The sequence below is a fragment of the Clostridium collagenovorans DSM 3089 genome (assembly GCF_900130005.1).
Classification (GTDB): domain Bacteria; phylum Bacillota; class Clostridia; order Clostridiales; family Clostridiaceae; genus Clostridium_D; species Clostridium_D collagenovorans.
In genome coordinates this window covers 710766-735587 of record NZ_FQXP01000003.1, presented here as the reverse complement: position 1 = coordinate 735587, position 24822 = coordinate 710766, and the positions used below count along the sequence as shown (strand labels likewise).

Below are 24822 nucleotides of genomic sequence, written 5' to 3'. Positions count from 1 at the left end.
TATATAATTAGGAGAGGATAAAAAATGAATTTTATAGAAAACTTAGAATTAGCTATGAAAAATCTTCATACACAAGGAGCCTTTTTAACTGTAAAGAGTGGTGATATAGTAAATACTATGACAATAAGTTGGGGACAAATAGGTTATCAATGGAATAGACCTACTTTTACTGTTATGGTTAGAAAGTCAAGATATACCTTTGATTTAATTGAAAAAGCAAAGGACTTTACAGTGTCTATACCAGTAGAATCTGATATGAAAACTAGCTTAGGTTTTTGTGGCACTAAATCAGGAAGAGATATTGATAAGTTTAAAGAGTGTAATTTAAGTTTAAAAGCTTCTAATAAAGTAGATACTCCAATAATAGATGCTAAAGGAGTACATTACGAATGTAAAATAGTTTACAAGCAAGAAATGAGTAGTGAGTTCTTAAATGAAGAGATAAAAGAAAGTAAATATAGTGATAATGACTACCATGTATTATATTTTGGTGAAATAGTAGATTGTTACTTAAAATAGATATGTAAAAAATAAAGAAATTAGCAAAACTTTAATTTTGCTAATTTCTTTATTTTAATTTTTAATATATATACATAAGCTATTTTAAATTAGTCATTTTCAATATAAGCTTTTAGTTTTTCTAAGTCATGAATTATCAATGTTTTATTTTGAGAAGAAATAATTCCCTCTTTTTTAAAAGTGTTTAAAATCCTAGTAACTGTTATGCGAGAACATCCTACTAAGGTGCCTAACTCTTGATGAGTAAGAGAAATAGGTATAGTAAGTTTATCTTCATCACAAGAGGAATTTAAACAAGTTAATCTATATAAAGTATTAGCTACCTTTGATATTGAGCTATGAAATAAAATGTCTGATATATGGCAAAGAGATAAAAAGTATTTTCTAGATATACTATGAATAAAATATTTATAGTAATCTGGATGCTCCTTTAATAAAGAATTTAAGATATCCTCACTTACTATAGATATAGTTGTATCTTCTTTAGCAAAAACTATTATATTATGTTCAACATTTTCAAAATAATTTAATTCACCAAAAATCTCTCCAGGTATTAAGAAGTGTAATAACTTATCTAATCCTTTTTCACCATATAAAGAAACACGTACTTTTCCTTCTGTAACTATGCATACGGAAGGGCAAGAGGGAAGAGTTATTTCACAGTTCTTAAAATAAGTTTTGGTCTTTCCTAAAGGTGCTGCAATATTTAAAAAGAAGTCTCTCATTTCCATTTGCTTTTTTTCATCAAATAAATCTTTATACATATTAAAATCTCCTATTTTAAAATTAAAATAAAGTAAGCAAAGTTTTTGCTTACTTTATTTCAATTATATCAGAGTTTTATTTTAAGATAAATTATTTTTATGTTCTCTCCAGTCTCCATTTGAAACATAAATAGCATTGTTTTCAAAGTCATTAGAATCCTTTAGGTTATAAAAATACATATAAGCATCTTCCTTTTCTCCAGATTCTAAGGTTACAGAAACAACTATTCTATTATATTCATTATTATGATTACCTTCACTAAAATAATTTTCCATTTTGTCTAAGGCCTCTAAGTTTTTGTTAAAGTCTTTTAAAGCATACAATTCTCCATGCACAACATCAGTTCCCTTGATTACTGCTGGATATCCCTTAAGAGGCATATCATAAAGTTTACCTTTTATGATTCCTTTTTCTTTAGAGAGTATATTACCTTCAAGATATTTTTTATAATTGAAGAAGCCTTCCATTAAACTACCATAAACAAAAATCTTTCGTTCTTTGTTTAAATCTTTATTTAACAAACTGCACCGCCTACCTCTTTAATATCATTTGAATTTAAAACAGCTGCTTCAACAGCTAATTCTAAGCCTTTAGTAATATCATTTACAGACATAGAAGGAGTATTTTTCTTATCTAAAACTTGAGATGGTATAAATGGAACATGAATAAATCCACCTCTAATATTAGGATACTTTTTATCTACCATATATAAAATTCCATACATTACATGGTTACATACAAAGGTACCAGCAGTATTAGATACTGAAGAAGGTATTCCGTTTTCCTTCATATGCTTAACCATTGCTTTGATAGGTAAGTTAGAAAAATAAGCAGAAGCTCCATCATTTTCAATTACTTCATCAATAGGTTGTTTACCATCATTATCTTTTATGCGTGCATCATCCATGTTTATAGCAACTCTTTCAGGGGTAATATCAAATCTACCACCAGCTTGCCCAATAGAAATAACTATATCAGGATTATGTGCTTCAATAGCAGCACTTATCTTTTCAACTGATTTTCTAAAAACAGTTGGTATTTCTAATTTTATAATTTCCGCACCAGCGATATTGTCTTTCATTGCTTTTACAGCCTCTAAAGCTGGGTTAATTTTCTCTCCTCCAAATGGATCAAAACCAGTTATTAAAACTTTCATTTTAAAATACCTCCCAATAATTCATGAAATTTAAAAGTTAGATTTTATATTTAATTAACTTTTATATTAAAATGCCCAGAAGTACATTAATGCAATATGTATAACTAATAAAATAATTGCAAATGGTACTTGAGCAATGATAACTCTATTTTTACTCTTAGTTTCTAATAATGCTGCAGGAACAACGTTAAAGTTTGCAGCCATAGGAGTTAATAAAGTACCACAGAATCCAGCTGTTAATGCTAAAGCACCAGCTATGGCAGGATTAGCACCTTGTGCAAATACAAAAGGAACACCGATACCTGCAGTAATTACAGCAAAGGCAGCAAAAGCATTACCCATAATCATTGTAAAGATAGCCATTCCTATACAATAAGCAGCAGCACCAGCTAATAAGTTACCACTAGGAATTATAGTAGAGATACCGCCAGATATAACTTCACCAACACCAGCTGTAGTAAATACAGTTCCTAAGGCTGCTAATAATTGAGGTAATATACTTGAAGGTCCTATTTGTTGCATCATTCTATTACTATCATCAATTAGATTTTTAGATGGAGACTTTGTTATTATGAAAGTCACAAGTAAAGCACCTGCTGCAGAAATACCTATTGCTACTTTACCATCTAATTTTGTAAATTGAGCTATTGCTAAAGCTATAATTGCTAAAAGTATTGAGGGAATAAAAATTTTATTTCCAAGTTTTTCGCTTTGCTCTTTTCTGAATTTTTCAGCAGGAGCAACTAAATTTCCGATTCTAACTTGTTTAGTTAAGGTTAAGGCACCTATTGCAAGTAATAATATTCCTGATACCTTATAAGGTACATAATTACCAGCTACAAATATAAAGCCAAGGATTAACCAAAATGCTGCAGAACCTAGTCTAGTAGGATGTTTTTTATCTTTTAAAATCATAAATGCTGTTAAAAACATTAAAAGTCCTGTTAGTATATAAAAAGCCTGTAATAAAAAGGCTGAAATTTGTTTAAGATCCATGTGTTATTCCTCCTTATCTAACTCTTTTTGTTGTATTTTTTAGCAAGCTTAATATCAAATAATTTATATTGTAGAAAAGCTAAAATAAATGCTACTATTGCTATAGGAATAGATGCTTTAGCAACAGATACTTGAGTTACATCATAACCTTGTTCAGCTAAAGTACCTACTATTAATAGTACTCCTGAACTTGCCATAAATAAGTTTTGACCAAAGAAGTTACCATAGTTATCAGAGGTAGCAGAATAACCTTTAATAAGTTCTTCATCCTCTTCATCAATTTCTCCATAAGCTGAAACAGCAGCACCTTGTGCCATTGGATTAATAAGTGGTCTTATAAACTGAGGGTGTCCACCAAGTTTTACTGAGAAAGCTGCCGCAACCTCTCTTATTAATAAGTATAAAGCACATACTTTACCAGCTGTAATTTTACCAGCAGAACGTATAAGTTCTATAGCTCTTTCCTTTAAACCATATCTTTCACATATCCCTATTATAGGAAGAGTTAATAAGAATATAGTCATATATCTAGTATCTACAAAGGATTTTCCTAGAATATCTAATAATTCAGAAAAACCAATCCCAGATACTAAGCCCGTTGCAATACCTGATACAAGCACAACAGCTATAGTGTCAATTTTAAAAGCGAAGCCTAAAATAACAATTAAAATACCAATTAATTTAATCATGTATTTTCACCTTGTCCTTTCATGTAATTTTCATGTAATTTTTATTTAATTATATTGATTATTCTAAAAATTTTCTGTAGCCTAGGCTACAAAAATAGAATTTTTTAAAAAAATAGTCGAAAAAAATGCGGTTTAAAAGAATGTTTATACATATATTTAAAAATCTATAAAAATAATAGCGATGAAAGTATACGTACTATATATGAAAATATAGTACGCATCTAAATTATTGTTGAATATTTATTCTTGATCCTTGAAGTTCTTTTGCTTTATAACCATTGATATCATTTTTGCTTTGTTTAGATTCCATAACTTCAGATTTTAATTCACCACTTAAAGTAGCATTCACTTTGTTTTTTTTCTTTGACAATATACTCACTCTCCTTAATATATTAATAGAATTAGTTTCTTACATTAAAATAAATTAATACATGGAAAATATTAATGAAATTCTATAAATTAATTCACATATTAATAAGAAGAGTATATATATTAATGTAATGCTATTTAAACACATTACTTATTATGATATAGTAATATATAGTAAGTTTATACTTAGTGATTTTGGAGGAAATTAATATGGTTTTAAGTGATATTTTAAAAAACTTAGAGTACTCACTAGTACAAGGAAGTTTAGAGACTAATATAAAAGATATTCAATACAATTCAAAGCTTGTAACAGAAGATTCGATTTTTATTTGTATATCAGGTGTAAAATCTGATGGGCATAACTATATAAATTCAGCTATAGAAAATGGAGCTAAAGTTATAATCGTAGAAAAGGATATAGAGGAAAACTTTAAGGATGTAACAGTAATTAAGGTTAAGGACTCAAAGGTTGCATTACCTATTATTTCTAATAATTTTTATGAAAACCCTTCATCAAAGTTTAATTTAATTGGAATTACAGGAACTAATGGTAAAACATCTGTATCTAATTTTATTAGTGAGGTATTAACTAATTTAAATCATAAGGTTGGGGTAATTGGGACTATAGGAAATAGATTAGGTAATGAAGATATAGAAGTTGGTCTTACTAAGTTAACTACTCCTCAATCTAATGATCTTCAACACATGTTTAAAATAATGAAGGATAATAATGCAGATGATGTTATAATGGAATGTTCTTCTATGGGAATAGAAATGCATAGAGTAGATAGTTGTGATTTTGATGTGGCTATTTTCACAAACTTAACACAGGACCATTTAGATGATCATAAAACTATGGAAAATTATAAAAATGCCAAGTTGAAATTATTTTTTATGTGTAAAAAAGCAGTTTTAAATATAGATGATGAATTTGGTAGAGAAATAGCTTCTAAGATGGAAAATCCATACTTTACTTACGCTATTGATAGAGAAGCAGATTGTAGAGCTACTGATATTAAAATAACATCAAAGGGTGTTAACTTTAAAATTACAATAGATAACATTAAAAAGGACGTATATTTAAAAATACCAGGTAAGTTCAGCATATATAATGCCTTAGCTACGATTTCTACATGTTATATCTTGGGATATGATTTAGATAAAATTATAGAAGGTATAAGCAAAATTGAAGGTGTAAAGGGAAGATTTCAATTAGTGTCTAATAGAAAAGGATGTACCACTATAGTTGACTACGCACATACCCCAGATGCTTTAGAGAATGTTATTAAAGCAGCTAAGGAGTTTGCAGAAGGAAAGGTTATAACTGTATTTGGTTGCGGTGGAAATAGGGATAAAACTAAAAGACCAATTATGGCTGAAATAGTTTCTCATTACTCAGATTTTTGTGTTTTAACCTCTGATAATCCTAGGAATGAAGATCCAGAAGAAATTTTAAAGGATGTTGAAGCTGGAATTCATAAAGAGAAAAATAATTATGTTAAAATAGTAGATAGAAAAAAAGCGATATTTTATGCAATGGATATGGCAGATGAAAAGGACATTATAATTGTAGCTGGAAAAGGACATGAAAACTATCAAATTATAATGGGTGAAACTCATCACTTTGATGATGTAGAAGTTATACAAGAATATTAATTGTTATTAAAATGGGGGTGTTCTATCTTAGAATACCCCATTAATGTTTATATAAATTAGGGAGATTTTTCAATGAAGAAGTATATTTTATCTTTTGATCAAGGAACCACTAGTTCAAGAGCTATAATCTTTAATAAAAAGGGAGAAATTGTAGGAAAAGCACAAAAAGAATTTACTCAAATATATCCTAAAGCTGGATGGGTGGAACATGATCCTATGGAAATATGGGGAACTCAAAGTGGAGTAGCAAGGGAAGTACTTGAAACAGCTGGAGTAAGTCCCGAGGAAGTAGCTGCAATAGGAATTACAAATCAAAGAGAAACTGTTGTAGTATGGGAGAAATCTAGTGGTAAGCCAATATATAATGCAATTGTATGGCAATGCAGAAGAACTTCACACATTTGTGAGGAACTTATAAAACAAGGATTATCAGAGTATATACAAGAAAGTACAGGCCTTGTAATTGATGCTTATTTTTCAGCTACAAAAATAAAATGGATATTAGATAATGTAGAGGGAGCAAGAGAAAAGGCTCATAAGGGTGAGCTGTTATGTGGAAACATTGACACTTGGCTTATATGGAATTTAACTCGTGGTAAAGTTCATGTAACAGATTATAGTAATGCTTCTAGAACTATGTTATTTAATATAAGAGAGTTAAAATGGGACAAAAAAATACTTAAAATCTTAGATATACCTTTATCAATGTTGCCAGAAGTAAAACAATCAAGTGAAGTTTATGGATATACTGATGAAAAGACCTTTGGAGGTGCTCAAATTCCTATTGCTGGCATAGCGGGAGATCAACAAGCTGCTTTGTTCGGGCAAGGCTGTTTTGATAAGGGTATGATTAAAAATACATATGGTACAGGATGTTTCATGTTAATGAATACAGGTGAGAATATTATAAAATCTAAACATGGTCTACTTACTACAATTGCATGGGGTATAAATGGAAAGATTCAATATGCACTTGAAGGAAGTATATTTATGGGTGGAGCCTGTGTACAATGGCTTAGAGATGAAATGAGATTAATCAATGATGCAAGTGATAGTGAATATTTTGCAACTAAAGTTAAAGATTCAAATGGAGTATATTTAGTGCCAGCATTTGTAGGATTAGGGGCTCCATATTGGGATATGTATGCAAGAGGAACCATAGTAGGACTTACAAGAGGAGTAAATAGGAATCATATTGTAAGAGCTACTTTAGAGGCTATTGCATATCAAACTAGAGATGTAATAGAAGCTATGGTAGAAGACTCTGATATTGATGTTAAGATATTAAAGGTAGATGGTGGAGCTGTATCAAATAATTTCTTGATGCAATTTCAATCTGATATTTTAAATGTAGATGTGCAAAGACCAGGTATTATAGAAACAACTGCCTTAGGAGCTGCTTTTTTAGCAGGTTTAGCTGTGGGATTTTGGCAAGATAAAAATGAGATATGCAGTATATATTCTATAGATAGACATTTTAATAGTAAGATGAGTAAAGAAGAGAGAGAAAAGTTATATAATGGATGGCTAAAGGCTGTAAGCAGATCTAAGGCCTGGGAAGAAGAATAAATAAAATCTAATGAGTAAATAATTTGTAACTTTTGATTTACAGTTTTATATCTCTATAGTATAATAATCTTGTGAAATGGTTTATTAAATTTATAATTTACTTATAAATGTAATAATCTTATTTTCTCTTTTAAATCTCTTAGATTATTAATACTTTATAAAATTTTATCTCGGCGTTCAGCCGAGAATTTTTTATTTTAAGAAGTATTATAAGCTAGTATAAATATAATTTATAGAAAAAGAGATTTGTACCTAAAAGATAATACTAGCATATATCATAAGTATAGTATTATTTTTTAGGAGGAAATCATGGGAGAAACTATACTTCAATATTCAATACTTATATTAACAATAGTATGCTTGGGATATTTATTTGTTGTTATGGAATCTAGAGGGTCTAAGGAAGCTGATTATTATGGACTTAATCAAAGTAGCTTTAGTACACTTACAAGTGATGAATGTAACAAAGATAATTTGGAAAAAATATTAAGTATAATATGGTTAAGTGCTAAGGAAGTAATGGACGAAAACAAAACTATAGATGAAGGTGAGCTAGAAAATAAGATTATTAACTTAAGTAGAATTAAAATCTTAGAAAATGGATTTAACAGTAATATAGATGAAAATAGCTTAAGATATATGGCAAGATTAAGTATGTTTTATTTAAAAGAATTTTATAAATAATATAATGTATATAAATATATGGTAACTTGAATAATTAATTGAGTAGTAATATAATAGAATTTGAGTTTTTAAAGTGAATTATTGTAAGTATAATATGGTTACAATAATTCACTTTAATATAAGAAATCAATATATACATTACAGCAAAAAGTTTACGGAGGAAAAATAATGTATTTACCACTTGAGTACAAGGACTTAGATGGAAACTATGTTTTAGTAGATGTAAGGACGCCAGAGGAATTTGAGGCATCTACTATAGAAGGTGCAATCAATATACCTATACTTGATAATGAAGAAAGAAAAGTAGTAGGAACTTTATATAAAGAAGATGTAGAAAAATCTAAAAAGTTAGCAATACAAATAGGATCTAAAAAGCTTCCAGAGTTGTATGATAAAGCTTTAGAATTAGAAGCAAAGTATGATAGAATAATTTTCTTTTGTGCAAGAGGTGGAATGAGAAGTGGAGTTTTAAACAGTACACTATCTTCCATGGGAATAAGATGTAGAAAACTCTTAGGAGGATATAAAAGCTATAGAAAATACATAATGGATGAACTTCCAAAATTGAATGAAGATCTCACTTATATTGTACTTCATGGAAATACTGGTGTGGGTAAAACGGAGATTTTAAAAAAGCTAGAAGCAGATGGATATCCAGTTTTAGATTTAGAAGGATGTGCAAATCATAGAGGATCACTTCTGGGAAGTGTTGGGTTAGGTAGTTGTTTAACTCAAAAGGCCTTTGATTCTAATGTGTATAATAAATTAAGCAAAATTAAAAGTAATTATGTTTTTGTGGAAGCTGAAAGTAGAAGAATAGGAAATGTTTTCATACCAGAGTACATACATAAAAAAATGAAAGAAGGATTACATATATTTGTAGGAGCATCTATAGATTTTAGATGTGATTTAATAGTAAATGAATATACAAAAAATAAATCGTCGAAAGAGGATATTATTTTTGCTCTTGATAAGCTTAACAAGTATATTTCCAAGGATACAATAGAAGAATATAAAAAACTTGTAGAAGAAGAGGATTACTTTACAGTTACAAAGGAATTAATGATCAAATATTATGATCCAATGTATACTCATACCTCTGATAAATATAAGTATGGATTGAAAGTTGAAGTTGATAACATAGAAAATACTGCAAAAGAAATTGAAAATTGGTTTGAAACAAGATAAAATAAGATGGACAGAACATTTGTTTCTGTTCATTTTGTTTATAATGTAGTGCGAATTGGAGGAAAATATGAAGGAAACAGATATTAATACATCCTATACTGTAACGGACCTGACATCTCTAGAGAAGTTAGAGCCCGTAAGAATAAGACCGGGAATGTATATTGGGTCAACATCATCAAAGGGTCTGCACCATTGTATTTGGGAGATTCTTGATAACTCTATAGATGAAATTACCAATGGATATGGAACTAAGGCAGAGATAATTTTAAATAAAGATAACAGTGTAACTATAATAGATAATGGAAGAGGTATACCCACTGGAATACACCCCATAAAAAAAACATCAGGGGTTCAAATGGTATACACTGAATTACATACTGGTGGAAAGTTTAATAACACTAATTATAAAACTTCAGGGGGTTTACATGGAGTTGGAGCGGCTGTAGTTAATGCTTTATCAGAATGGGTTGAAGTAGAGGTTTATCAAAGTGGTAAAATATACAGACAAAGATTTGAATATGCCTTTGATAAAGAAATGAATAGAGATATGCCAGGAACTCCAGTTACGGAACTTGAAGTAATAGGTAAGACTAAAATCACAGGTACTAAGGTTACCTTTAAACCAGACAGTAGGATTTTCAGTGTAACTGAATTTAAATATGATTTGATAGATGAAAGATTACAAGAGCTAGCATTCCAAAATAAAGGAGTTACCTTAGTTTTAAAGGATGAAAGAGGAACTGAGCTAGTAGAAAAATACTACCATTCTGAAAGAGGTCTTTTAGACTTTATTGAATACCTAAATGAAAGTAAAGTAGTTCTTCATAAGGAGCCTATTAGTTTTGAAGGTGAAAAAGAATTAAACGGGCTTATGATTTCAGGAGAAGCCTGTATACAATTTACGGATTCAAGCACGGAAAATATAGCGAGTTATGTAAATAATATACCTACTACTGAAGCTGGTACCCATGAAACAGGTTTTAAAACGGGTATGACTAGGGCTTTTAAGGAATGGGCTAGAAAGCTTAATCTTATAAAAGATAAGGATAAAGAGTTTGAGGGTGATGACCTTAGAGAAGGAATGACAGCCATATTAAAAGTGAAAATAAGCAATCCTATTTTTGAAGGACAAACTAAAACAAAGCTTGGAAATAACGAAGCTTATACAGTTATGAATGAATTAGCTTATAATAAATTTTATGAATGGATAGAAGATAATAAAGAAATAGCAACATTGATAATAAATAATGCCCTTTTAGCCGTAGCTAGAAGAGAAAGAGTTAAGAAAATTAATGATGCAGAAAAGAAAAAAATAGGAAAAGGAACAGCACCTTTAGCAGGAAAGGTTGCAGTATGTACCTTAAAAGAACCTGAACTTGCTGAACTATTTATAGTTGAGGGAGATTCTGCTGGTGGTAGTGCAAAGCAAGCAAGAGATAGAAGATTTCAAACTATAATGCCTTCAAAGGGTAAAATTTTAAATACTGAAAAGCAAAACTTAGAAAATGTACTTGCAAACGAAGAATTAAAGCTATTTAATGCAGCCATTGGAACAGGAATATTAGACAATTATAAAGAAAATGAACTCAAATACCATAAAATAATAATAATGAGTGATGCCGACGTAGATGGATACCATATTAGAACTCTTTGGATGACATATATATACAGATATATGAGACAATTAATAAATAATGGACATTTATTTTTAGCACAACCTCCTTTATATAAAGTATATAGAGAAGGCGGAAAAAATCCTAAAACAGTTTATGCTTATAGTGACTCAGAACTAGAAAAAGCTAAGAAAGAAGTGGGCAAGGGAGCTTTAGTTCAAAGATTTAAAGGATTAGGAGAGATGAATCCAGAGCAGTTATGGGATACAACTTTAAATCCAGAGACTAGAGTGCTATATCAAGTTACCATAGAAGATGGAGCTAAAGCGGAAAAAATGGTTTCACTTTTAATGGGTGATGTAGTACAACCAAGAAAAAATTACTTATATAAATACGCAGAATTTTAAAAAGGGGTGAAGAGTTATGGCTAAGAAATTTAATATTCCAAGTGATAATAATATAATTAAAGTATCCTTAGAAGAGGCGATGCCTGATAATTATTTACCCTATGCAGTTGAAGTTGCTAAGGACAGGGCATTACCTGATGTAAGGGATGGTTTAAAACCAGTTCATAGAAGGATTTTATATGGATCCTATATGCTAAAAGCTTTTCCGGATAAGCCTTACTATAAATCAGCAAGAATTGTAGGAGATATACTTGGTAAGTATCATCCTCACGGGGATTCTTCCGTATATGATGCTATGGTAATACTAGCTCAGAATTTCTCAACAAGAATGCCACTTATAGATGGTCACGGAAACTGGGGAAGCGTAGATGGAGACAGTGCGGCAGCCATGCGTTATACTGAAGCAAGATTATCTCCAATAGCTTTAGAAATGCTTAAAGATATTGATAAGAATGTAGTTGATATGGTAGATAACTATTCTGATTCAGAAAAAGAGCCCTCTGTTTTACCAGCTAGGTATCCTAATCTTTTAGTAAATGGAACCTTTGGTATAGCTGTTGGATTAGCAACTAATATACCACCTCATAATTTAGGAGAAACCATAGATGGAGTTTTGGCTTTATCTGAGAATAAAGATATAACAACTAAGGAACTTATGCAGCATATTAAGGGACCAGATTTGCCTACAGGTGGAATACTTATAGGTGAAAATGCAATTGAGTCTGCTTATGAAACTGGTGAAGGAAAAGTAACCTTAAGATCAAAAACATCTATAGAAAAATTAGAAAATGATAGATATGGAATTATAATTCATGAGTTTCCTTATAGAAAAAATAAAGCTAAAATACTTCAAAACATTTCTAATATGACAGGTGATAAAAAACATTCTAAGGTTTTAGAGTGCATAACCGATATAAGAGATGAGTCAGATAGAAATGGAACAAGGGCTGTAATTGAATTTAAAAAATCTTGTAATAAAGAAATGGTTGAAAAAGTTGAAAAGTACTTATTCCAAAAAACAGAGCTTCAATGCAATTTAAGTTTCAATATGGTAGCTTTAGTTAATGGTAAACCAGAGACCTTAGGATTAAAAGCTATTTTATATAATTATTTAGAACATCAAAAGGAAGTTGTAACAAGAAGAACTAAAAGAGAATTAGAAATTGCAGAAAAAAGATTTCATGTAGTAGAAGGTTTTATAAAAGCTATAGGAATAATGGATGAGGTTATTAAGGTAATAAGAGCTTCTAAATCTAAAAAACATGCAGCTGAAAATTTAATTAAAGAATTTGATTTTAGTGGTATTCAAGCAGAAGCAATATTAGAGTTAATGCTATATAGATTAACAGGTTTAGAAATAGAAGTTTTTCAAAAGGAATATAAAGAACTTGAAAAATTAATAGCAAAACTAAAAAAGATCTTAGGTAGTGAAAAAGAGTTATTAAAAGTAATTACCAAAGAGCTATTAGAAGTAAAGGAAAAATACAATAATGAAAGAAAGACTCGCATAGTATATGATGATAAGGAAGCTAAAATAGATGTGGAAGAATTAATACCAGAAGAGGATATTATGCTAACTATGTCTAAGGAAGGATTTATAAAGAGGCTTTCTCTTAAATCTTATAATAGATCTACAACTAATATTGAAGATATAGAGTATAGAGAAGGAGATTTTAATAAGTTCTTAATACAAAGTAACACTAGAGCTAATTTAATGTTCTTTACTGATGATGGAAATATTGTTCTATGCAGAGGAATTGATATTCCTGAAACTAAATGGAAAGAAAAGGGTGAAAGAATTGATTCAATTGTAAAGGGTATAGATTTATCTAAAGAATCAATAGTTCATTTTATAAGTATAGATAATTTCATTGATAAAAAAGAATTTGTCTTATTTACCAATATGGGTGCTATGAAAAGAGTGGATTTTAATAAGTTTGTTAAGGGTTCTAAATTTAATGTTTTCAAAATGCGTGAAAATGAGAAGGTTATATGTGTAACCACTGAATCTACAGAGAAAAGCTCTACATTCATAGAAGTGAAAAGTAAAGAAGGATTAAACTTTACAATAGATCAGCCAAGAGAACTTTATAAGGATAAGGGATTACATGGATATGATGCTGTTACTCTTTGTAAAAATGATGAAATACTTTCAATGAACATAGTTGAAGAATACGAATATAAAGTATTCTCTGTATGTATAAGTGCAAAGGGGCTACTAAAAAACACCATGGGTAGAAACTCTAACTTAGGAACCTTTACTAGTACAGACTCTAACTTGGTTTTCTTTACTGATACAGGAAAGTTTTATGTTATACCTGCAGTTATATTACAAAATATAGATGAAAATGGTGTGGATATAAGTAAAGTAATTGATAACTTTAATGGCAAAGCTATAAAACTTTTAAGTTATCACAAAACCACTCATGAAGATGAAAGTGAAAACTTAATTGTATGCACAGAAAAAGGTATTATAAAAAGAATAAATTTAGATGAATGTAAGATTAAATATGGTTCAATTGGGGAAATAAAATTAAAGGATGGAGATAAGCTACAAGGCATACATACTTATAAGTTAGAAAACAATGAACTAATTATGATTACTAAAAAAGCTATGGTAATTAGATTTGAAATTGATTCTTTAAATCTATTGCGTAAAAATGCTCAAGGTATCATAGGAATAAGCTTAAAAGAAGAGGATGAAGTAGTATTTACTAATATAATATGCGCAGAAGATGATAATAAGTCAGTTATATTAAATAGTAAGAACAATGAAGAAACTACATTGTGCTTAAAGGAGCTTGTAATACAGAATAGAGCTGGAAAAGGTAAAAACTTAATGAGTCTTGATTCTAAGGACTATGTTAAAGAGGTAAAGATAAGATAATAAAAATAAATTAGTATAAATAAAGCTTCTCCTTAAGTATAATTAAGAGAGAAGCTTTATTTTTAAAGAGGTGAGATTATGATAAAACAGGTTATAGATAATGGATTAACAGTTATTTATAAAAAAATAGAAGGAAGTTTAAGCTCTATTGCTATTTCTTTAGAAGCTGGAGCTAATTCCGAAGTAAACTTTAAAATAGGATTAGCTCATGTTGTAGAACATATGATTTATAAAGGAACTAAGAATAGAACAGAGGCAGAGATAAATATCTTATGTGATGAAATACTTGGATTTAACAATGCTATGACTAATTATCCCTATGCAGTTTACTATGGTACAACCTTAAGTGATGATTTTGAAAGAACTATAGAATTATATAGCGATTTATTGATTAATCCTATATTTCCAAAGGACGGTTTTAAAGAAGAGATAGATGTTATTTTGGAGGAACTTCAAGAATGGAAAGAGGATCCTTATCAGTACTGTGAGGATGAACTTTTAAGAAGTGCCTTTAATAGTAGAAGACTTAAAGATCTTATCATTGGAAATAAAGAAAGTATAACTAATATAAATATAGAAGATATAAATGAATTTTATAAAAAATATTATACTCCTGAAAATGCTGTTATTTCAGTTGTAAGTTCTTTAGAGTTTGAAGAAATTTTAGGGCTTATAAAAAAATATTTTTCTTTATGGAAGCCGAAGAATAATGAAGTATTAAAGAAAAAGGAGCTTATAAATAAAGAAGAGTTTATATATGAAGGCAATAACTGTGGAGTTTTCAGAAAAGAGGATAGTAGTATAAAGGGATGTAAAATACAATATGCATTTCCAATACATACTCTTACTAAGGAAGAAGTTAAAGCACTTAGAATATTTAATTTAGCTTTTGGAGAAGGTACAAGTAGTTTATTATATGATGAAATACGAACTAAAAATGGTTTAGCTTATGATATAAGTAGTTGTATAAAAAATGAAAAGGGAATAAAAATATTTAAAATTTCCTTGGGAACATCTAAAGATAAATGTGAAAAAGCAATAAATTTAATAAATTCAAAAATAGAAGAAGTAAAAAATAGAGATGATATATTTACTGAAGATAAAATATGTAAATTAATAAAGTCTTTTAAATTAAAAAGAAGTTTAAGTTTAGAAAAGTCAATTTATGAAAGCGTATATACAGCAAACTATGAAGTTATGTACGGAATCAGAGAAGAAAAAGGATATATAGAAAAAAATTATATATCACCACTAATGGAGGAAGAGAATTTAAATTCCTTGACCACAAAGGATATTTACGATGTTATACATAAGGTTTTACAAAATCCAACTGTAGAAATTTTAAGTGGAAAAGAAGTATAAATTAATTAAAACTTATAAGGTAAGGTACCCAATAAAGAATTTATTATTGGGTACCTTTATTTAAGAAAAAGTGTATTTTATTTTTAAAAATTGAAGTACAGCTTTATAAAGCATTTCTTACAAATAGTATATATTTAGCTCTATCTATTGGATTTACTCCTATATATTCTCTGGATTTACCAAGAGATATATCACACTTCTCATAGCCATAAAATTCAGAGCTTATAGTTGCTTTACCAGAGGATAAAATACCAAGCTTTAGTGGAAAGTCTAAGGAGGTTGAAGCAGGAACCGTAGCATTTAAAGTTATTATATCATTAGCTATAATAGGTTCATCAAAGCTACCTCTCATTTGTATTATTTCATTTATAATTTTACCACTAATGAATTCAGGTGCTGAAATTTTAAGCTTTATAATAGGTTCAAGTAAAGTCATACCAAGTTCTGAAAAAGCTTTCATTAATGCCATAGCAGTAGCTGCTGCAAAATCTCCAGGTCTAGAATGCATTATATGATGCTCTCCATCTATTAAGGTTATTTTAATATCAGTTACATTCCAGCCATATAGTCCTTGATTTAAGATCTTAGGTATATTATCTTCAATTTCTCTTTGATATTTTAGCATTATTTTTTCAGTTTTAACTTTACTTTCAAATATAATGCCAGTTTCCTTTGGTAATGGCTCAATTAAAAATTTAACTACTGCCCAACAAGGTTTAGGCATAGTATAACTCTCAAAGGCAAAACCTGATTGAATTAAAGTTTCTTTATATATTATAGAGGCTTCACTGAAGGTAACATCTATATTAAATCTCTTACTCAGTATACTGCTTAGAATTTCAAGTTGTATTTCCCCCATTATATTTATGTTTATTTCTTCTTTTTCTTTTATCCATTCCATATTTAAAAGAGGATCCTCTTTTTGAAGTATGCCTAGAGCTTTAACTAAATTAGAGGAATCTTTAGAATCCTTAGGTATAACTTGTACCTTAAGTATAGGATTAGCTATAGTAAGTTGCTTCGTAAGAAGGTCCTTATTACCAAAAACATCACCGACATTAGAATTAAGTCCATAAGCTATTATAATATCTCCGTAATTAGCACTTTTAACGTCAACTATTTTTAAGTTTTCAGCTTTTTTAATAAAAGATATCTTCTCAGTACAATTCCTAGTTGTATTAAAAATCTCATCCTTGGCACTTATATTTCCATTATATAATTTAATATGAGATTCCTGCCCTAAGGTTTTATGATGTGTAACCTTATAAACTAAGGCACATAAATCATTAGTGTCATATTCTCTAGGACATGGAAGAAAATCAATAATTCCTTTAAGTAGTGAGCTAACACCGTATCCAGTAGAAGCTACACCATAATATAGTGGGTAAACTAAAGCTTTACTACATTGAAGCTTTAGTTCTTTAAGTAAATCTTCTTTAGTAAGAGTTTCATTTAAAAATTCATCTATAATATATTCATTATTTTCACTTAATACCGTTAGTATTTCTTCGATAAAGGAGTAATAAGTAGTATCATATAAAGTATCTATTATAGAAAATATATTCTTAACTTCAAAGTTATTCTCATTTTCAATGAGAATTTGTAAAGGAATTACTTTACTTGATAGATTTTTAGAAATATCCTTAAGTACCTTATTAGGATTAGCGCCTAGTCTATCCAGCTTATTTATAAAGAATATTGTAGGAACGTTTAAATTCCTTAAGGATTTAAAGTAAAGTTCACTTTGAGCTTGAACCCCTTCAACGGAGGAAAGTACCACAATAGAACCATCTAATATGCTTAGAGATCTTTCAACTTCCCCAATGAAATCTATATGCCCAGGAGTATCAATTATATTAATATTGTAATCCTCATAGGTAAAGTTAATTTCACTGGACTTTACTGATATACCACGTTGTTTTTCTATATCTAAGGTATCAGAGTAAGTTGTGCCCTTATCTACACTTCCTAAAACTCTACTTATTCCACTTAAATAAATTAATTGTTCAGTTAAGGTAGTTTTACCAGCATCAACATGTGCTACTACACCTATATTTCTTTTGAATTTGTTTTCCATAGATAATACCCCGTAAAATGTAATTAAATTAGTTATAGTATACAATGGATTCAAGTAAAAAATAAGTACAATAAGGAAAATATAATTAATATGATAAAAATATAAGTATATTTACTATATAGCATTTTCAATTTAATAATATAAATTTCAACTTAGAGCTAAACTAAATTCACAAAATTTAACACTAAATTCTATGAAAAATTATAGATAAAATCTATCTTATAAAAGCATAGAAAATTAAAAAATAAAATATAAGTAAATATTTTCCAGGAAATAAAAAATAGCTTTAATACTAAAACATATAGTTATAAAATAAACTCTTAGTAAATAAAACTAAGAGTTTATTTAGTTCAATGTATTAGTAGAAAAGCTATTTTCAAAACTAAAGAGTATTGTAATAGTTTTTAAGTAATAAGGCGTCTTTTTCAAGTAAAGGACTTTCGCAAATTAGACATCCTTTAACACCATAATCCTTTAAAGCTTCCATAAAAGCTTTGTAGTTAAAATCACTTTCTTCAAAAGGTAAATGATTTTTTTCGCCCTTAGGTCCATAATTAATACCAGAAGCATGCATATGTAAATCTTCAAGAGCCTCCATGCCTAAATTATCTTTTATATACTTAAGTACTTTAGCAAAGTCTTCATAGGTTTTAAGACATCCACCATAACGTGCGTGGATATGAGAAAAATCTATACATAATTTACAGCTAGGTATCTCTTTACATAAATAAACTAGTTCTTCTAAACTACCAAATTGAGTGCCTTTTCCTGTTGTCTCTAATCTATAATCCACACCGAAGTAAGGTAAACTCAGTAAATTTTCCTTTATAGTCTCTAAAGTTTCTTCTTTAGAATCTTTTAGATAAAAACCTGGGTGAAATATAAGGCTTCTACCCTCAACCTTTTGAAGAGCCTCAGCTCCCTTTAATATTCTTTCTAAAGATTGTTTTTGTTTTTCAACTTCATCAGCATTTAAGTTAATAAAATAAGAGCCATGAGCTGAAACGTAAAAATCATTGTCTATTTTTTCTTTTAAAACATTATCTTTATTTTTATCTGTAATATTTACTGAACGAACAAAGGGAAATTCCATTGCATCTAAGCCTATAGATTTTAAGTATTTAATTTCCGTTGCATAATTATATTTTGTATTGGTATCGCCTATAGGAAGACCTGAAATACCAAATAATAAAGTATCCATATAATCAACTCCTTGTTACATTTATTTCTGAGCCTTAGTATATATTTTACTATAAAAGCTTAATAATAAAAAGTATTAATTGATATTTTTTATTAAGTATTTATATTTTTAAATTAAATCTTGACTAAAGTTATTATGCCTTTAATATTAGATATAAAGACTTATTTTAAGTAGTTATCTTTTTAAATAATTTTTAAGTTATTTATATATGGCACTTATTATAGACTACATACAAGGATTAATACATATTTAGAATATTAATTAAAACTTATATAATAAAAAAACAATTAAATAAAAGATAAATTATGTTATTATTAAACAATGGGAAAGAGGAGGAGTTGCATGGAAAAGTGGCTTATAAAAAATATAAAATTTGATTATGATGAAATGGTTAAAAGCTGTCATGTAGATCCTGTTACAGCGAGACTTCTTGTTAATAGGGGAATTGTTGACTATAAAAGGGTAAATGAATTCATAAATGCTACTTTGAGTGATTTCAATAATGCTTTACATATGAAAGATTTAAATAAGGGTGTACTATTAATTAAAAATCATATTGATAGCAATAAAAGTATATTAATTGTTGGTGATTATGATGTAGATGGAGTTATTAGTTCATATTTATTATATAAGGCTTTAACTAGATGTGGAGCTAATGTAAATTATCATATTCCAGATAGAATAAAAGAAGGATATGGAATTAATGAAAGCATAATAAGAAAAGCGCATGAAGATAAAGTAGATTTAATAATTACCTGTGATAATGGAATTGCAGCAATTGATCAAGTAGATTTAGCAAATGAACTAGGGATATCTGTTATCATAACTGATCATCACGATATTCCTTTCGTAGAGGAGAATGGAGAGAGAAAGTTTATAGTTCCTAAGGCTAAGGCTGTTATAAATCCTAAACAGAGTGATTGTGATTATAGCTTTAAAAGTTTGTGTGGTGCAGGGGTTGTATATAAGTTCATTGAAGAGTTATATAAACAATACAATATAAGCAATGAAGAAACTATAGAGCTTTTACAATATGTTGCTATAGCTACGGTATGTGATGTAGTAGACCTTATTGATGAAAATAGAATTATTGTAAAAACAGGGCTTGAACTGCTTAATAACACTAAAAATATTGGGTTAAAGGCATTATTTGAGGAAACAGAAGTTAAGGATAAAAAGATAACTGTTTATACCTTAGGATTTGTTTTGGGTCCAAGCATTAATGCCTCAGGAAGACTTGAACAAGCCTTTTGGGCCTTAGAACTATTATTAACAGAGGATGAAAATAAGGCGAAGGAGTTAGCTAAAAAGTTAAATGAGCTAAATAAGGAAAGACAAGAGTTAACTAAAGAAGGTTTTGAAAAGGCTATATCTATAATTGAAAATGAAAATATGAGCAGTGATAAGGTATTAGTTGTGTACTTAGAAAGTGTTCATGAAAGTATAGCAGGAATTGTTGCGGGAAGGATAAGAGAAAAATATAATTTACCAACAATCGTTTTAACTAAAACTCATGAAGGAGCTAAGGGTTCTGGACGATCTATAGAAGAATATAATATGTTTGAGGAATTATTAAAATGTAAAGATTTACTTGGCAAATTTGGTGGACATCCCATGGCAGCAGGTATGTCTATACCAGTAGAGAATATAGATGAATTTAGAAAAAGATTGAATTCAGAATGTTCACTAACTGCAGAAGATATAACTCCAAAGATAAGAATTGATTTAGCATTACCTATTAAAGGTATAAACTATGAGTTAATAGATAGAATTTATTTATTAGAACCCTATGGAAAAGGAAATTCTAAACCACTATTTGGAGTTAAAAAATTAAAGGTTTTAGAAGGAAGAATTTTAGGTAAGAATAGTAATGTATTAAAGCTTAAGTTAACAGATGGAAGACTTGTTATTGAAGGTGTTTACTTTGGCGATATTAAAAGCTTTGAAGAGGAAATTATAGGTCATTATGGAGAAGATGAATATAATAAATTACTTAATGGAAGACCTAATAGTGTATTTTTAGATTTGACATATTTTCCTGAAATTAATGAATATATGGGGAATAAGAAAATACAGTTAGTTATAAGTAATTATAGGATATCTCAATAAAATTAACTAATTTAGTTTGACAGTATAAAATACAGTGTATATAATCTTAATTAAATAAAATTTTATGAGGTGTAGATAAATGGATGACAAATTATTTGAGGATTGGAAAAATCAATTAAAGGATTATTATTATAATTTAAAAGAATCTGAGTCCTTAAATATCAATAATTTAGACTTGGAAAATACAGCTATTTGTATTATAGATCTTATAAATGGGTTTACTAAGGAAGGTCCATTATCTAGTGAAAGACTAAAATCTGTAATACCACAGATTAAGGAATTAGTTCAGTTTGGATATGAAAAAAATATTCCTATGATAGCATATAAAGATTGTCATAGTTGTGATAATATTGAGTTTAAAGTATATCCTGCTCACTGCATTGAAAATACATCAGAGTCCGATCTAGTGGAAGAACTTAAAGGTTATGGAATAAAAGAAATTCCTAAAATGTCTACTAATGGATTTATAGCACAGAATACAATGGATATACTAAAAAATAATAATATAAAAAACTTCATAGTTGTTGGAGGATGTACAGATATTTGTGTACATCAGTACGTTTTAACATTAAAAACATACATGAATGAAAAAAACATTGATTCAAGAATTATTGTACCAATGAATATGGTAGATACTTTTGAATTGCCTCATCATAATGCGGAATTGCATAATGTTATGTTCTTAAGTAGCATGATAAGTAATGGCATTGAGGTAGTTAAAGAAATACTTTACTAAGATTTAAATGCCTTATGTAACATGTTTATATAAGGTATTTATTATAAAATAAAACAGTGGAGAGGTAGAAACATATGAAAGCTTGGGAGATTGAGTTAGACATTAGAAGAAATGCTGAACCGGTTATCTTAACTGCGGAGGAGCAAACTTGGGACAGTTACAAAAAAACTTGTGCTGATGAGGATGCTAAATTAAGATTACTTTGGAATAGTAATGTTCCAGGATCTTTTGCACCAGAAAGAGTTATAATAGGCGCAGTACAATCAGTATATAATATGGGTTATGATACATCAGAAGCAGATGCTATTGTTAAAGATGGTATAAATGCAGTTGATGAGGATAGAATTTATGACTTATATAAAATAACAACTAAATTATTATCATCCATTAATAATGCTAAAAAAATAGAAGATCATCCTTATTGGAAGTATAAGCAATACAATGAATTTGCAGAATATTTACAATCTGTATCTTTTAATGATGATTACAAATACGATATTAATTCAAAAGATTTTGAAGAAAAAACTTATGCAGCTTGGATAGGACAAATTGTTGCAGGAGCTTTAGGTACTGCTATTGAAGGATATACTACTGAACAAATAACTAAAAAATTCGGTACAATTACAGGCTATGTAAGGGAACCTAATACATATAATGATGATATTACATATGAACTAGCATTTTTAAAAGCTTTTGAGAAAAAAGGATACGATGTTACATCTATTGATATTTCTGAGGAATGGGTTGCACTTATTCCAGGTGGATGGTCAGCAGAAGATATAGCACTTAAAAACTTAAAACTTGGAATATATCCTCCAATGAGTGGATATTTAAATAATCCATATAGAGAATGGATTGGTGCGCAAATGAGAGGAGTTATTTGCGGTATGGTAGCTCCAGGAAACATAAAGAAAGCAGCAGAACTTGCTTGGAAGGATGCAGTTGTATCTCATCATAACAATGGAGTATTAGGTGAAGTATTTAATGCTATAATGGCATCTTATGCTTATGTAGAAGAGAATTTAAGAACTATAGTAGAAAAATCTGTGGATTTAATGCCTAAGGATAGTGAGTACTATAGCATAGTTAAATTAGCTTTAGATTTATGTAAAGAACACGATTCATGGGAAAAGCCTTGGAGTATTTGTGAAGACAAATTAAAGGAATACAATTGGATTCATGCTTATCCTAATGCAGCTGCTCAAGTAATTGCTTTATGGTATGGAAATGGTGATTTTGAGAAGACTATGACTATCATATCTATGGAAGGACAAGATGTTGACTGTAATGCTGCACAAATAGGAACAATTGTAGCTGTAGCTAAGGGTGTAGAATGTATAAATAAAGAGAAGTGGATAGATCCAATAGGAGATGATTTAATTACTTATATGAGAACTATGGAAAGATTAAGTATTAAAGAGCTTAGCGATTGGACTGTTAAGTGTACTAGAGAAGTTTAATCTATAAAGCTTTAGGAGTATTGTTAGGCTAACATATTTATGTGAGCTAATTAGCAATACTCCTTTTATTATGTTATTATAGTTAATACATAAATTAAAATAAGATTTATTATGAAGTTGTTATATTTAAGGCTCTTTGTTAATGAAGATTTTTTTAGTAATATAGATATGTTAAAAATAATTTTATGTATATAAATAAAAATAGTTTACAATATAAAAATATTACTCTAAAATTGTTAAGGTAGCAATGAGAAAAAGAGAGGTTTTTAAATGAAGGATAAAGCAGTAGAAAAGAATTTAGAATTAATGAAAAAAATAATAGCAGAAAAAAAGGCTAAAAGTGCAAGCACAAAGGATAACTCTAGACCTATAAAATCTATAGGAGAAGTTAGAGGAGCTAAAAGAAGTAATAATGGCGGAGGATTATTTGATAAATAATCTAAATGAACCATTTAAAATAAAAACACTGATTTATGTAAATCAGTGTTTTTATTTATTTAAAAGTTCTTAGGTTTTGAATTCATTAAATTGTTTTATCTGTAATTGTTAAATTGAATAGGGAATTCAAAATCCTCAGCTTTTAATAATTGAATGCATTCTTGTAAAATATCTTTATCTTTACTTGTTACTTTTACTTTATCATCATTTATTTGAGCTTGAACTTTTAATTTACTATTCTTAATTAGTTGAGTTACAACTTTACATTGATCCTTAGAAAGACCATTTACTAAAGTAGCATTTTGTCTAACTGTACCTAAAGAAGCATCCTCCTTTTTAGCATAGCTAATAGCCTTAGGGGATATTCCTCTCTTAAATAGTTTTGAGCTTAAAACTTCCTTCATTGCAGTTAACTTATAATCATCCTCTGCTAGAAGTTTTATTTCGCTGCCATTTAATTCTATTTCAGCTTTGCAGCCCTTAAAGTCATATCTATTCCCAATCTCTTTCATAGATTGATTTATTGCATTGTCAACCTCTTGCATATCAACTTGAGAAACTACATCAAATGAATATGTACTTGCCATAAAATCACCTCATTAATTAAATATTTCAATTATAAAGATATATTATCAAAAGAGTAAAGAATAATCAACTAATTAGTTTACATAATAATTATTATGATAAATATATAAAAAAGTAAACTATCATAATGAAATTAAATTTTTATAAAAAACTTTAATTAAAATAGAGATATGAAAAATGTAAATAATGTAAAATATACGCATAACTATTAATAAAAAATAATATTTAGAAATAAAAGAATAAAATTTTATTAAATTCTACATCTTAAATATATGAAATAATATTGAATTAGGGGTGATTTTTTTATAAAATATGATTAGTTTGTTTAAATAATTGCTATTAATTTCAAGATATTT

At 28.7% G+C, this 24822-nt stretch carries 21 protein-coding genes; 12 read left to right on the top strand and 9 right to left on the bottom strand.

Going from position 1 to position 24822, the window contains the following annotated elements:
- The first annotated feature begins 24 nt into the window (after positions 1 to 24).
- Positions 25 to 519 carry a flavin reductase family protein gene (locus tag BUA48_RS03470; RefSeq protein WP_072830101.1) on the top strand — a complete coding sequence of 165 codons (495 nt, stop codon included), beginning with the start codon at positions 25 to 27 and terminating at the stop codon, positions 517 to 519.
- A gap of 89 nt (positions 520 to 608) precedes the next feature.
- Here BUA48_RS03470 and BUA48_RS03465 read toward each other — a convergent pair whose 3' ends face one another.
- From BUA48_RS03465 to BUA48_RS15500, 6 genes are all read right to left on the bottom strand, one after another.
- Entirely contained in the window at positions 609 to 1283 is a 675-nt protein-coding gene (locus BUA48_RS03465) for a Crp/Fnr family transcriptional regulator (RefSeq protein WP_072830099.1), read from the bottom strand.
- Positions 1284 to 1364: 81 nt separating this feature from the next.
- Positions 1365 to 1805, bottom strand: a complete 441-nt coding sequence (locus BUA48_RS03460; protein WP_072830097.1) for a gamma-glutamylcyclotransferase family protein — start codon at positions 1803 to 1805, stop codon at positions 1365 to 1367.
- Entirely contained in the window at positions 1799 to 2440 is a 642-nt protein-coding gene (pcp, locus tag BUA48_RS03455) for a pyroglutamyl-peptidase I (RefSeq protein WP_072830095.1), read from the bottom strand. Before pcp ends, BUA48_RS03460 begins: the two co-directional genes overlap by 7 nt.
- Before the next feature lie 66 nt (positions 2441 to 2506).
- Positions 2507 to 3436 carry a DUF979 domain-containing protein gene (locus BUA48_RS03450; protein WP_072830093.1) on the bottom strand — a complete coding sequence of 310 codons (930 nt, stop codon included), beginning with the start codon at positions 3434 to 3436 and terminating at the stop codon, positions 2507 to 2509.
- Positions 3437 to 3453: 17 nt separating this feature from the next.
- Complete coding sequence (locus BUA48_RS03445; RefSeq protein WP_207647613.1) at positions 3454 to 4122, bottom strand: DUF969 domain-containing protein; 669 nt, start codon at positions 4120 to 4122, stop codon at positions 3454 to 3456.
- 229 nt (positions 4123 to 4351) lie between these two features.
- Complete coding sequence (locus tag BUA48_RS15500; protein WP_178138939.1) at positions 4352 to 4495, bottom strand: hypothetical protein; 144 nt, start codon at positions 4493 to 4495, stop codon at positions 4352 to 4354.
- A gap of 209 nt (positions 4496 to 4704) precedes the next feature.
- On the opposite strand from BUA48_RS15500, the gene BUA48_RS03440 reads away from it, so the two are divergent.
- The 7 genes from BUA48_RS03440 to BUA48_RS03410 all read left to right on the top strand — a co-directional run bounded on the left by BUA48_RS03440 (position 4705) and on the right by BUA48_RS03410 (position 15860).
- Complete coding sequence (locus tag BUA48_RS03440; protein WP_072830089.1) at positions 4705 to 6150, top strand: UDP-N-acetylmuramoyl-L-alanyl-D-glutamate--2,6-diaminopimelate ligase; 1446 nt, start codon at positions 4705 to 4707, stop codon at positions 6148 to 6150.
- A 72-nt stretch (positions 6151 to 6222) separates the two neighbouring features.
- Complete coding sequence (gene glpK, locus BUA48_RS03435; protein ID WP_072830087.1) at positions 6223 to 7719, top strand: glycerol kinase GlpK; 1497 nt, start codon at positions 6223 to 6225, stop codon at positions 7717 to 7719.
- A gap of 309 nt (positions 7720 to 8028) precedes the next feature.
- Positions 8029 to 8403: a hypothetical protein gene (locus BUA48_RS03430; protein ID WP_072830085.1), complete on the top strand. Its 375-nt coding sequence runs from the start codon at positions 8029 to 8031 to the stop codon at positions 8401 to 8403.
- A gap of 168 nt (positions 8404 to 8571) precedes the next feature.
- Entirely contained in the window at positions 8572 to 9591 is a 1020-nt protein-coding gene (gene mnmH / locus BUA48_RS03425) for a tRNA 2-selenouridine(34) synthase MnmH (protein ID WP_072830083.1), read from the top strand.
- Between the two features lie 67 nt (positions 9592 to 9658).
- Positions 9659 to 11611, top strand: a complete 1953-nt coding sequence (locus BUA48_RS03420; protein ID WP_072830082.1) for a DNA gyrase/topoisomerase IV subunit B — start codon at positions 9659 to 9661, stop codon at positions 11609 to 11611.
- A gap of 16 nt (positions 11612 to 11627) precedes the next feature.
- Entirely contained in the window at positions 11628 to 14498 is a 2871-nt protein-coding gene (locus BUA48_RS03415) for a DNA topoisomerase IV subunit A (RefSeq protein ID WP_072830080.1), read from the top strand.
- A 78-nt stretch (positions 14499 to 14576) separates the two neighbouring features.
- Positions 14577 to 15860 (top strand): M16 family metallopeptidase, encoded by a 1284-nt coding sequence (locus BUA48_RS03410; protein WP_072830078.1) that lies wholly within the window; start codon positions 14577 to 14579, stop codon positions 15858 to 15860.
- A 103-nt stretch (positions 15861 to 15963) separates the two neighbouring features.
- Here the strand turns inward: BUA48_RS03410 and BUA48_RS03405 are convergent, their stop codons facing one another.
- On the bottom strand, positions 15964 to 17937 hold the full coding sequence (locus BUA48_RS03405) for a GTP-binding protein (protein ID WP_072830076.1): 1974 nt from the start codon (positions 17935 to 17937) through the stop codon (positions 15964 to 15966).
- Between the two features lie 382 nt (positions 17938 to 18319).
- Entirely contained in the window at positions 18320 to 19138 is an 819-nt protein-coding gene (locus BUA48_RS03400; RefSeq protein WP_072830074.1) for a TIM barrel protein, read from the bottom strand.
- A gap of 342 nt (positions 19139 to 19480) precedes the next feature.
- On the opposite strand from BUA48_RS03400, the gene recJ reads away from it, so the two are divergent.
- The 4 genes from recJ (at position 19481) to BUA48_RS15495 (ending at position 23881) form a co-directional block, all read left to right on the top strand.
- Complete coding sequence (recJ, locus tag BUA48_RS03395; protein ID WP_072830072.1) at positions 19481 to 21247, top strand: single-stranded-DNA-specific exonuclease RecJ; 1767 nt, start codon at positions 19481 to 19483, stop codon at positions 21245 to 21247.
- Positions 21248 to 21326: 79 nt separating this feature from the next.
- Positions 21327 to 21983, top strand: a complete 657-nt coding sequence (locus BUA48_RS03390) for a cysteine hydrolase family protein (protein WP_072830070.1) — start codon at positions 21327 to 21329, stop codon at positions 21981 to 21983.
- Between the two features lie 74 nt (positions 21984 to 22057).
- Entirely contained in the window at positions 22058 to 23443 is a 1386-nt protein-coding gene (locus tag BUA48_RS03385) for an ADP-ribosylglycohydrolase family protein (protein WP_072830068.1), read from the top strand.
- Between the two features lie 270 nt (positions 23444 to 23713).
- Positions 23714 to 23881, top strand: coding sequence for a hypothetical protein (locus BUA48_RS15495; RefSeq protein ID WP_178138938.1), 168 nt, complete (start codon positions 23714 to 23716; stop codon positions 23879 to 23881).
- Positions 23882 to 23976: 95 nt separating this feature from the next.
- On the opposite strand, the gene BUA48_RS03380 is transcribed toward BUA48_RS15495, so the two are convergent.
- Positions 23977 to 24468 carry a YajQ family cyclic di-GMP-binding protein gene (locus tag BUA48_RS03380; protein ID WP_072830066.1) on the bottom strand — a complete coding sequence of 164 codons (492 nt, stop codon included), beginning with the start codon at positions 24466 to 24468 and terminating at the stop codon, positions 23977 to 23979.
- Positions 24469 to 24822 lie beyond the last annotated feature (354 nt).

Bases quoted from the DNA above. Each gene is read 5' to 3' on its own strand.
- BUA48_RS03470 (WP_072830101.1), top strand. From the start codon at position 25: ATGAATTTTATAGAAAACTTAGAATTAGCTATGAAAAATCTTCATACA.
- BUA48_RS03465 (WP_072830099.1), bottom strand. From the start codon at position 1,283: ATGTATAAAGATTTATTTGATGAAAAAAAGCAAATGGAAATGAGAGAC.
- pcp (WP_072830095.1), bottom strand. From the start codon at position 2,440: ATGAAAGTTTTAATAACTGGTTTTGATCCATTTGGAGGAGAGAAAATT.
- BUA48_RS03450 (WP_072830093.1), bottom strand. From the start codon at position 3,436: ATGGATCTTAAACAAATTTCAGCCTTTTTATTACAGGCTTTTTATATA.
- BUA48_RS03440 (WP_072830089.1), top strand. From the start codon at position 4,705: ATGGTTTTAAGTGATATTTTAAAAAACTTAGAGTACTCACTAGTACAA.
- glpK (WP_072830087.1), top strand. From the start codon at position 6,223: ATGAAGAAGTATATTTTATCTTTTGATCAAGGAACCACTAGTTCAAGA.
- BUA48_RS03430 (WP_072830085.1), top strand. From the start codon at position 8,029: ATGGGAGAAACTATACTTCAATATTCAATACTTATATTAACAATAGTA.
- mnmH (WP_072830083.1), top strand. From the start codon at position 8,572: ATGTATTTACCACTTGAGTACAAGGACTTAGATGGAAACTATGTTTTA.
- BUA48_RS03420 (WP_072830082.1), top strand. From the start codon at position 9,659: ATGAAGGAAACAGATATTAATACATCCTATACTGTAACGGACCTGACA.
- BUA48_RS03415 (WP_072830080.1), top strand. From the start codon at position 11,628: ATGGCTAAGAAATTTAATATTCCAAGTGATAATAATATAATTAAAGTA.
- BUA48_RS03410 (WP_072830078.1), top strand. From the start codon at position 14,577: ATGATAAAACAGGTTATAGATAATGGATTAACAGTTATTTATAAAAAA.
- BUA48_RS03405 (WP_072830076.1), bottom strand. From the start codon at position 17,937: ATGGAAAACAAATTCAAAAGAAATATAGGTGTAGTAGCACATGTTGAT.
- BUA48_RS03400 (WP_072830074.1), bottom strand. From the start codon at position 19,138: ATGGATACTTTATTATTTGGTATTTCAGGTCTTCCTATAGGCGATACC.
- recJ (WP_072830072.1), top strand. From the start codon at position 19,481: ATGGAAAAGTGGCTTATAAAAAATATAAAATTTGATTATGATGAAATG.
- BUA48_RS03390 (WP_072830070.1), top strand. From the start codon at position 21,327: ATGGATGACAAATTATTTGAGGATTGGAAAAATCAATTAAAGGATTAT.
- BUA48_RS03385 (WP_072830068.1), top strand. From the start codon at position 22,058: ATGAAAGCTTGGGAGATTGAGTTAGACATTAGAAGAAATGCTGAACCG.
- BUA48_RS15495 (WP_178138938.1), top strand. From the start codon at position 23,714: ATGAAGGATAAAGCAGTAGAAAAGAATTTAGAATTAATGAAAAAAATA.
- BUA48_RS03380 (WP_072830066.1), bottom strand. From the start codon at position 24,468: ATGGCAAGTACATATTCATTTGATGTAGTTTCTCAAGTTGATATGCAA.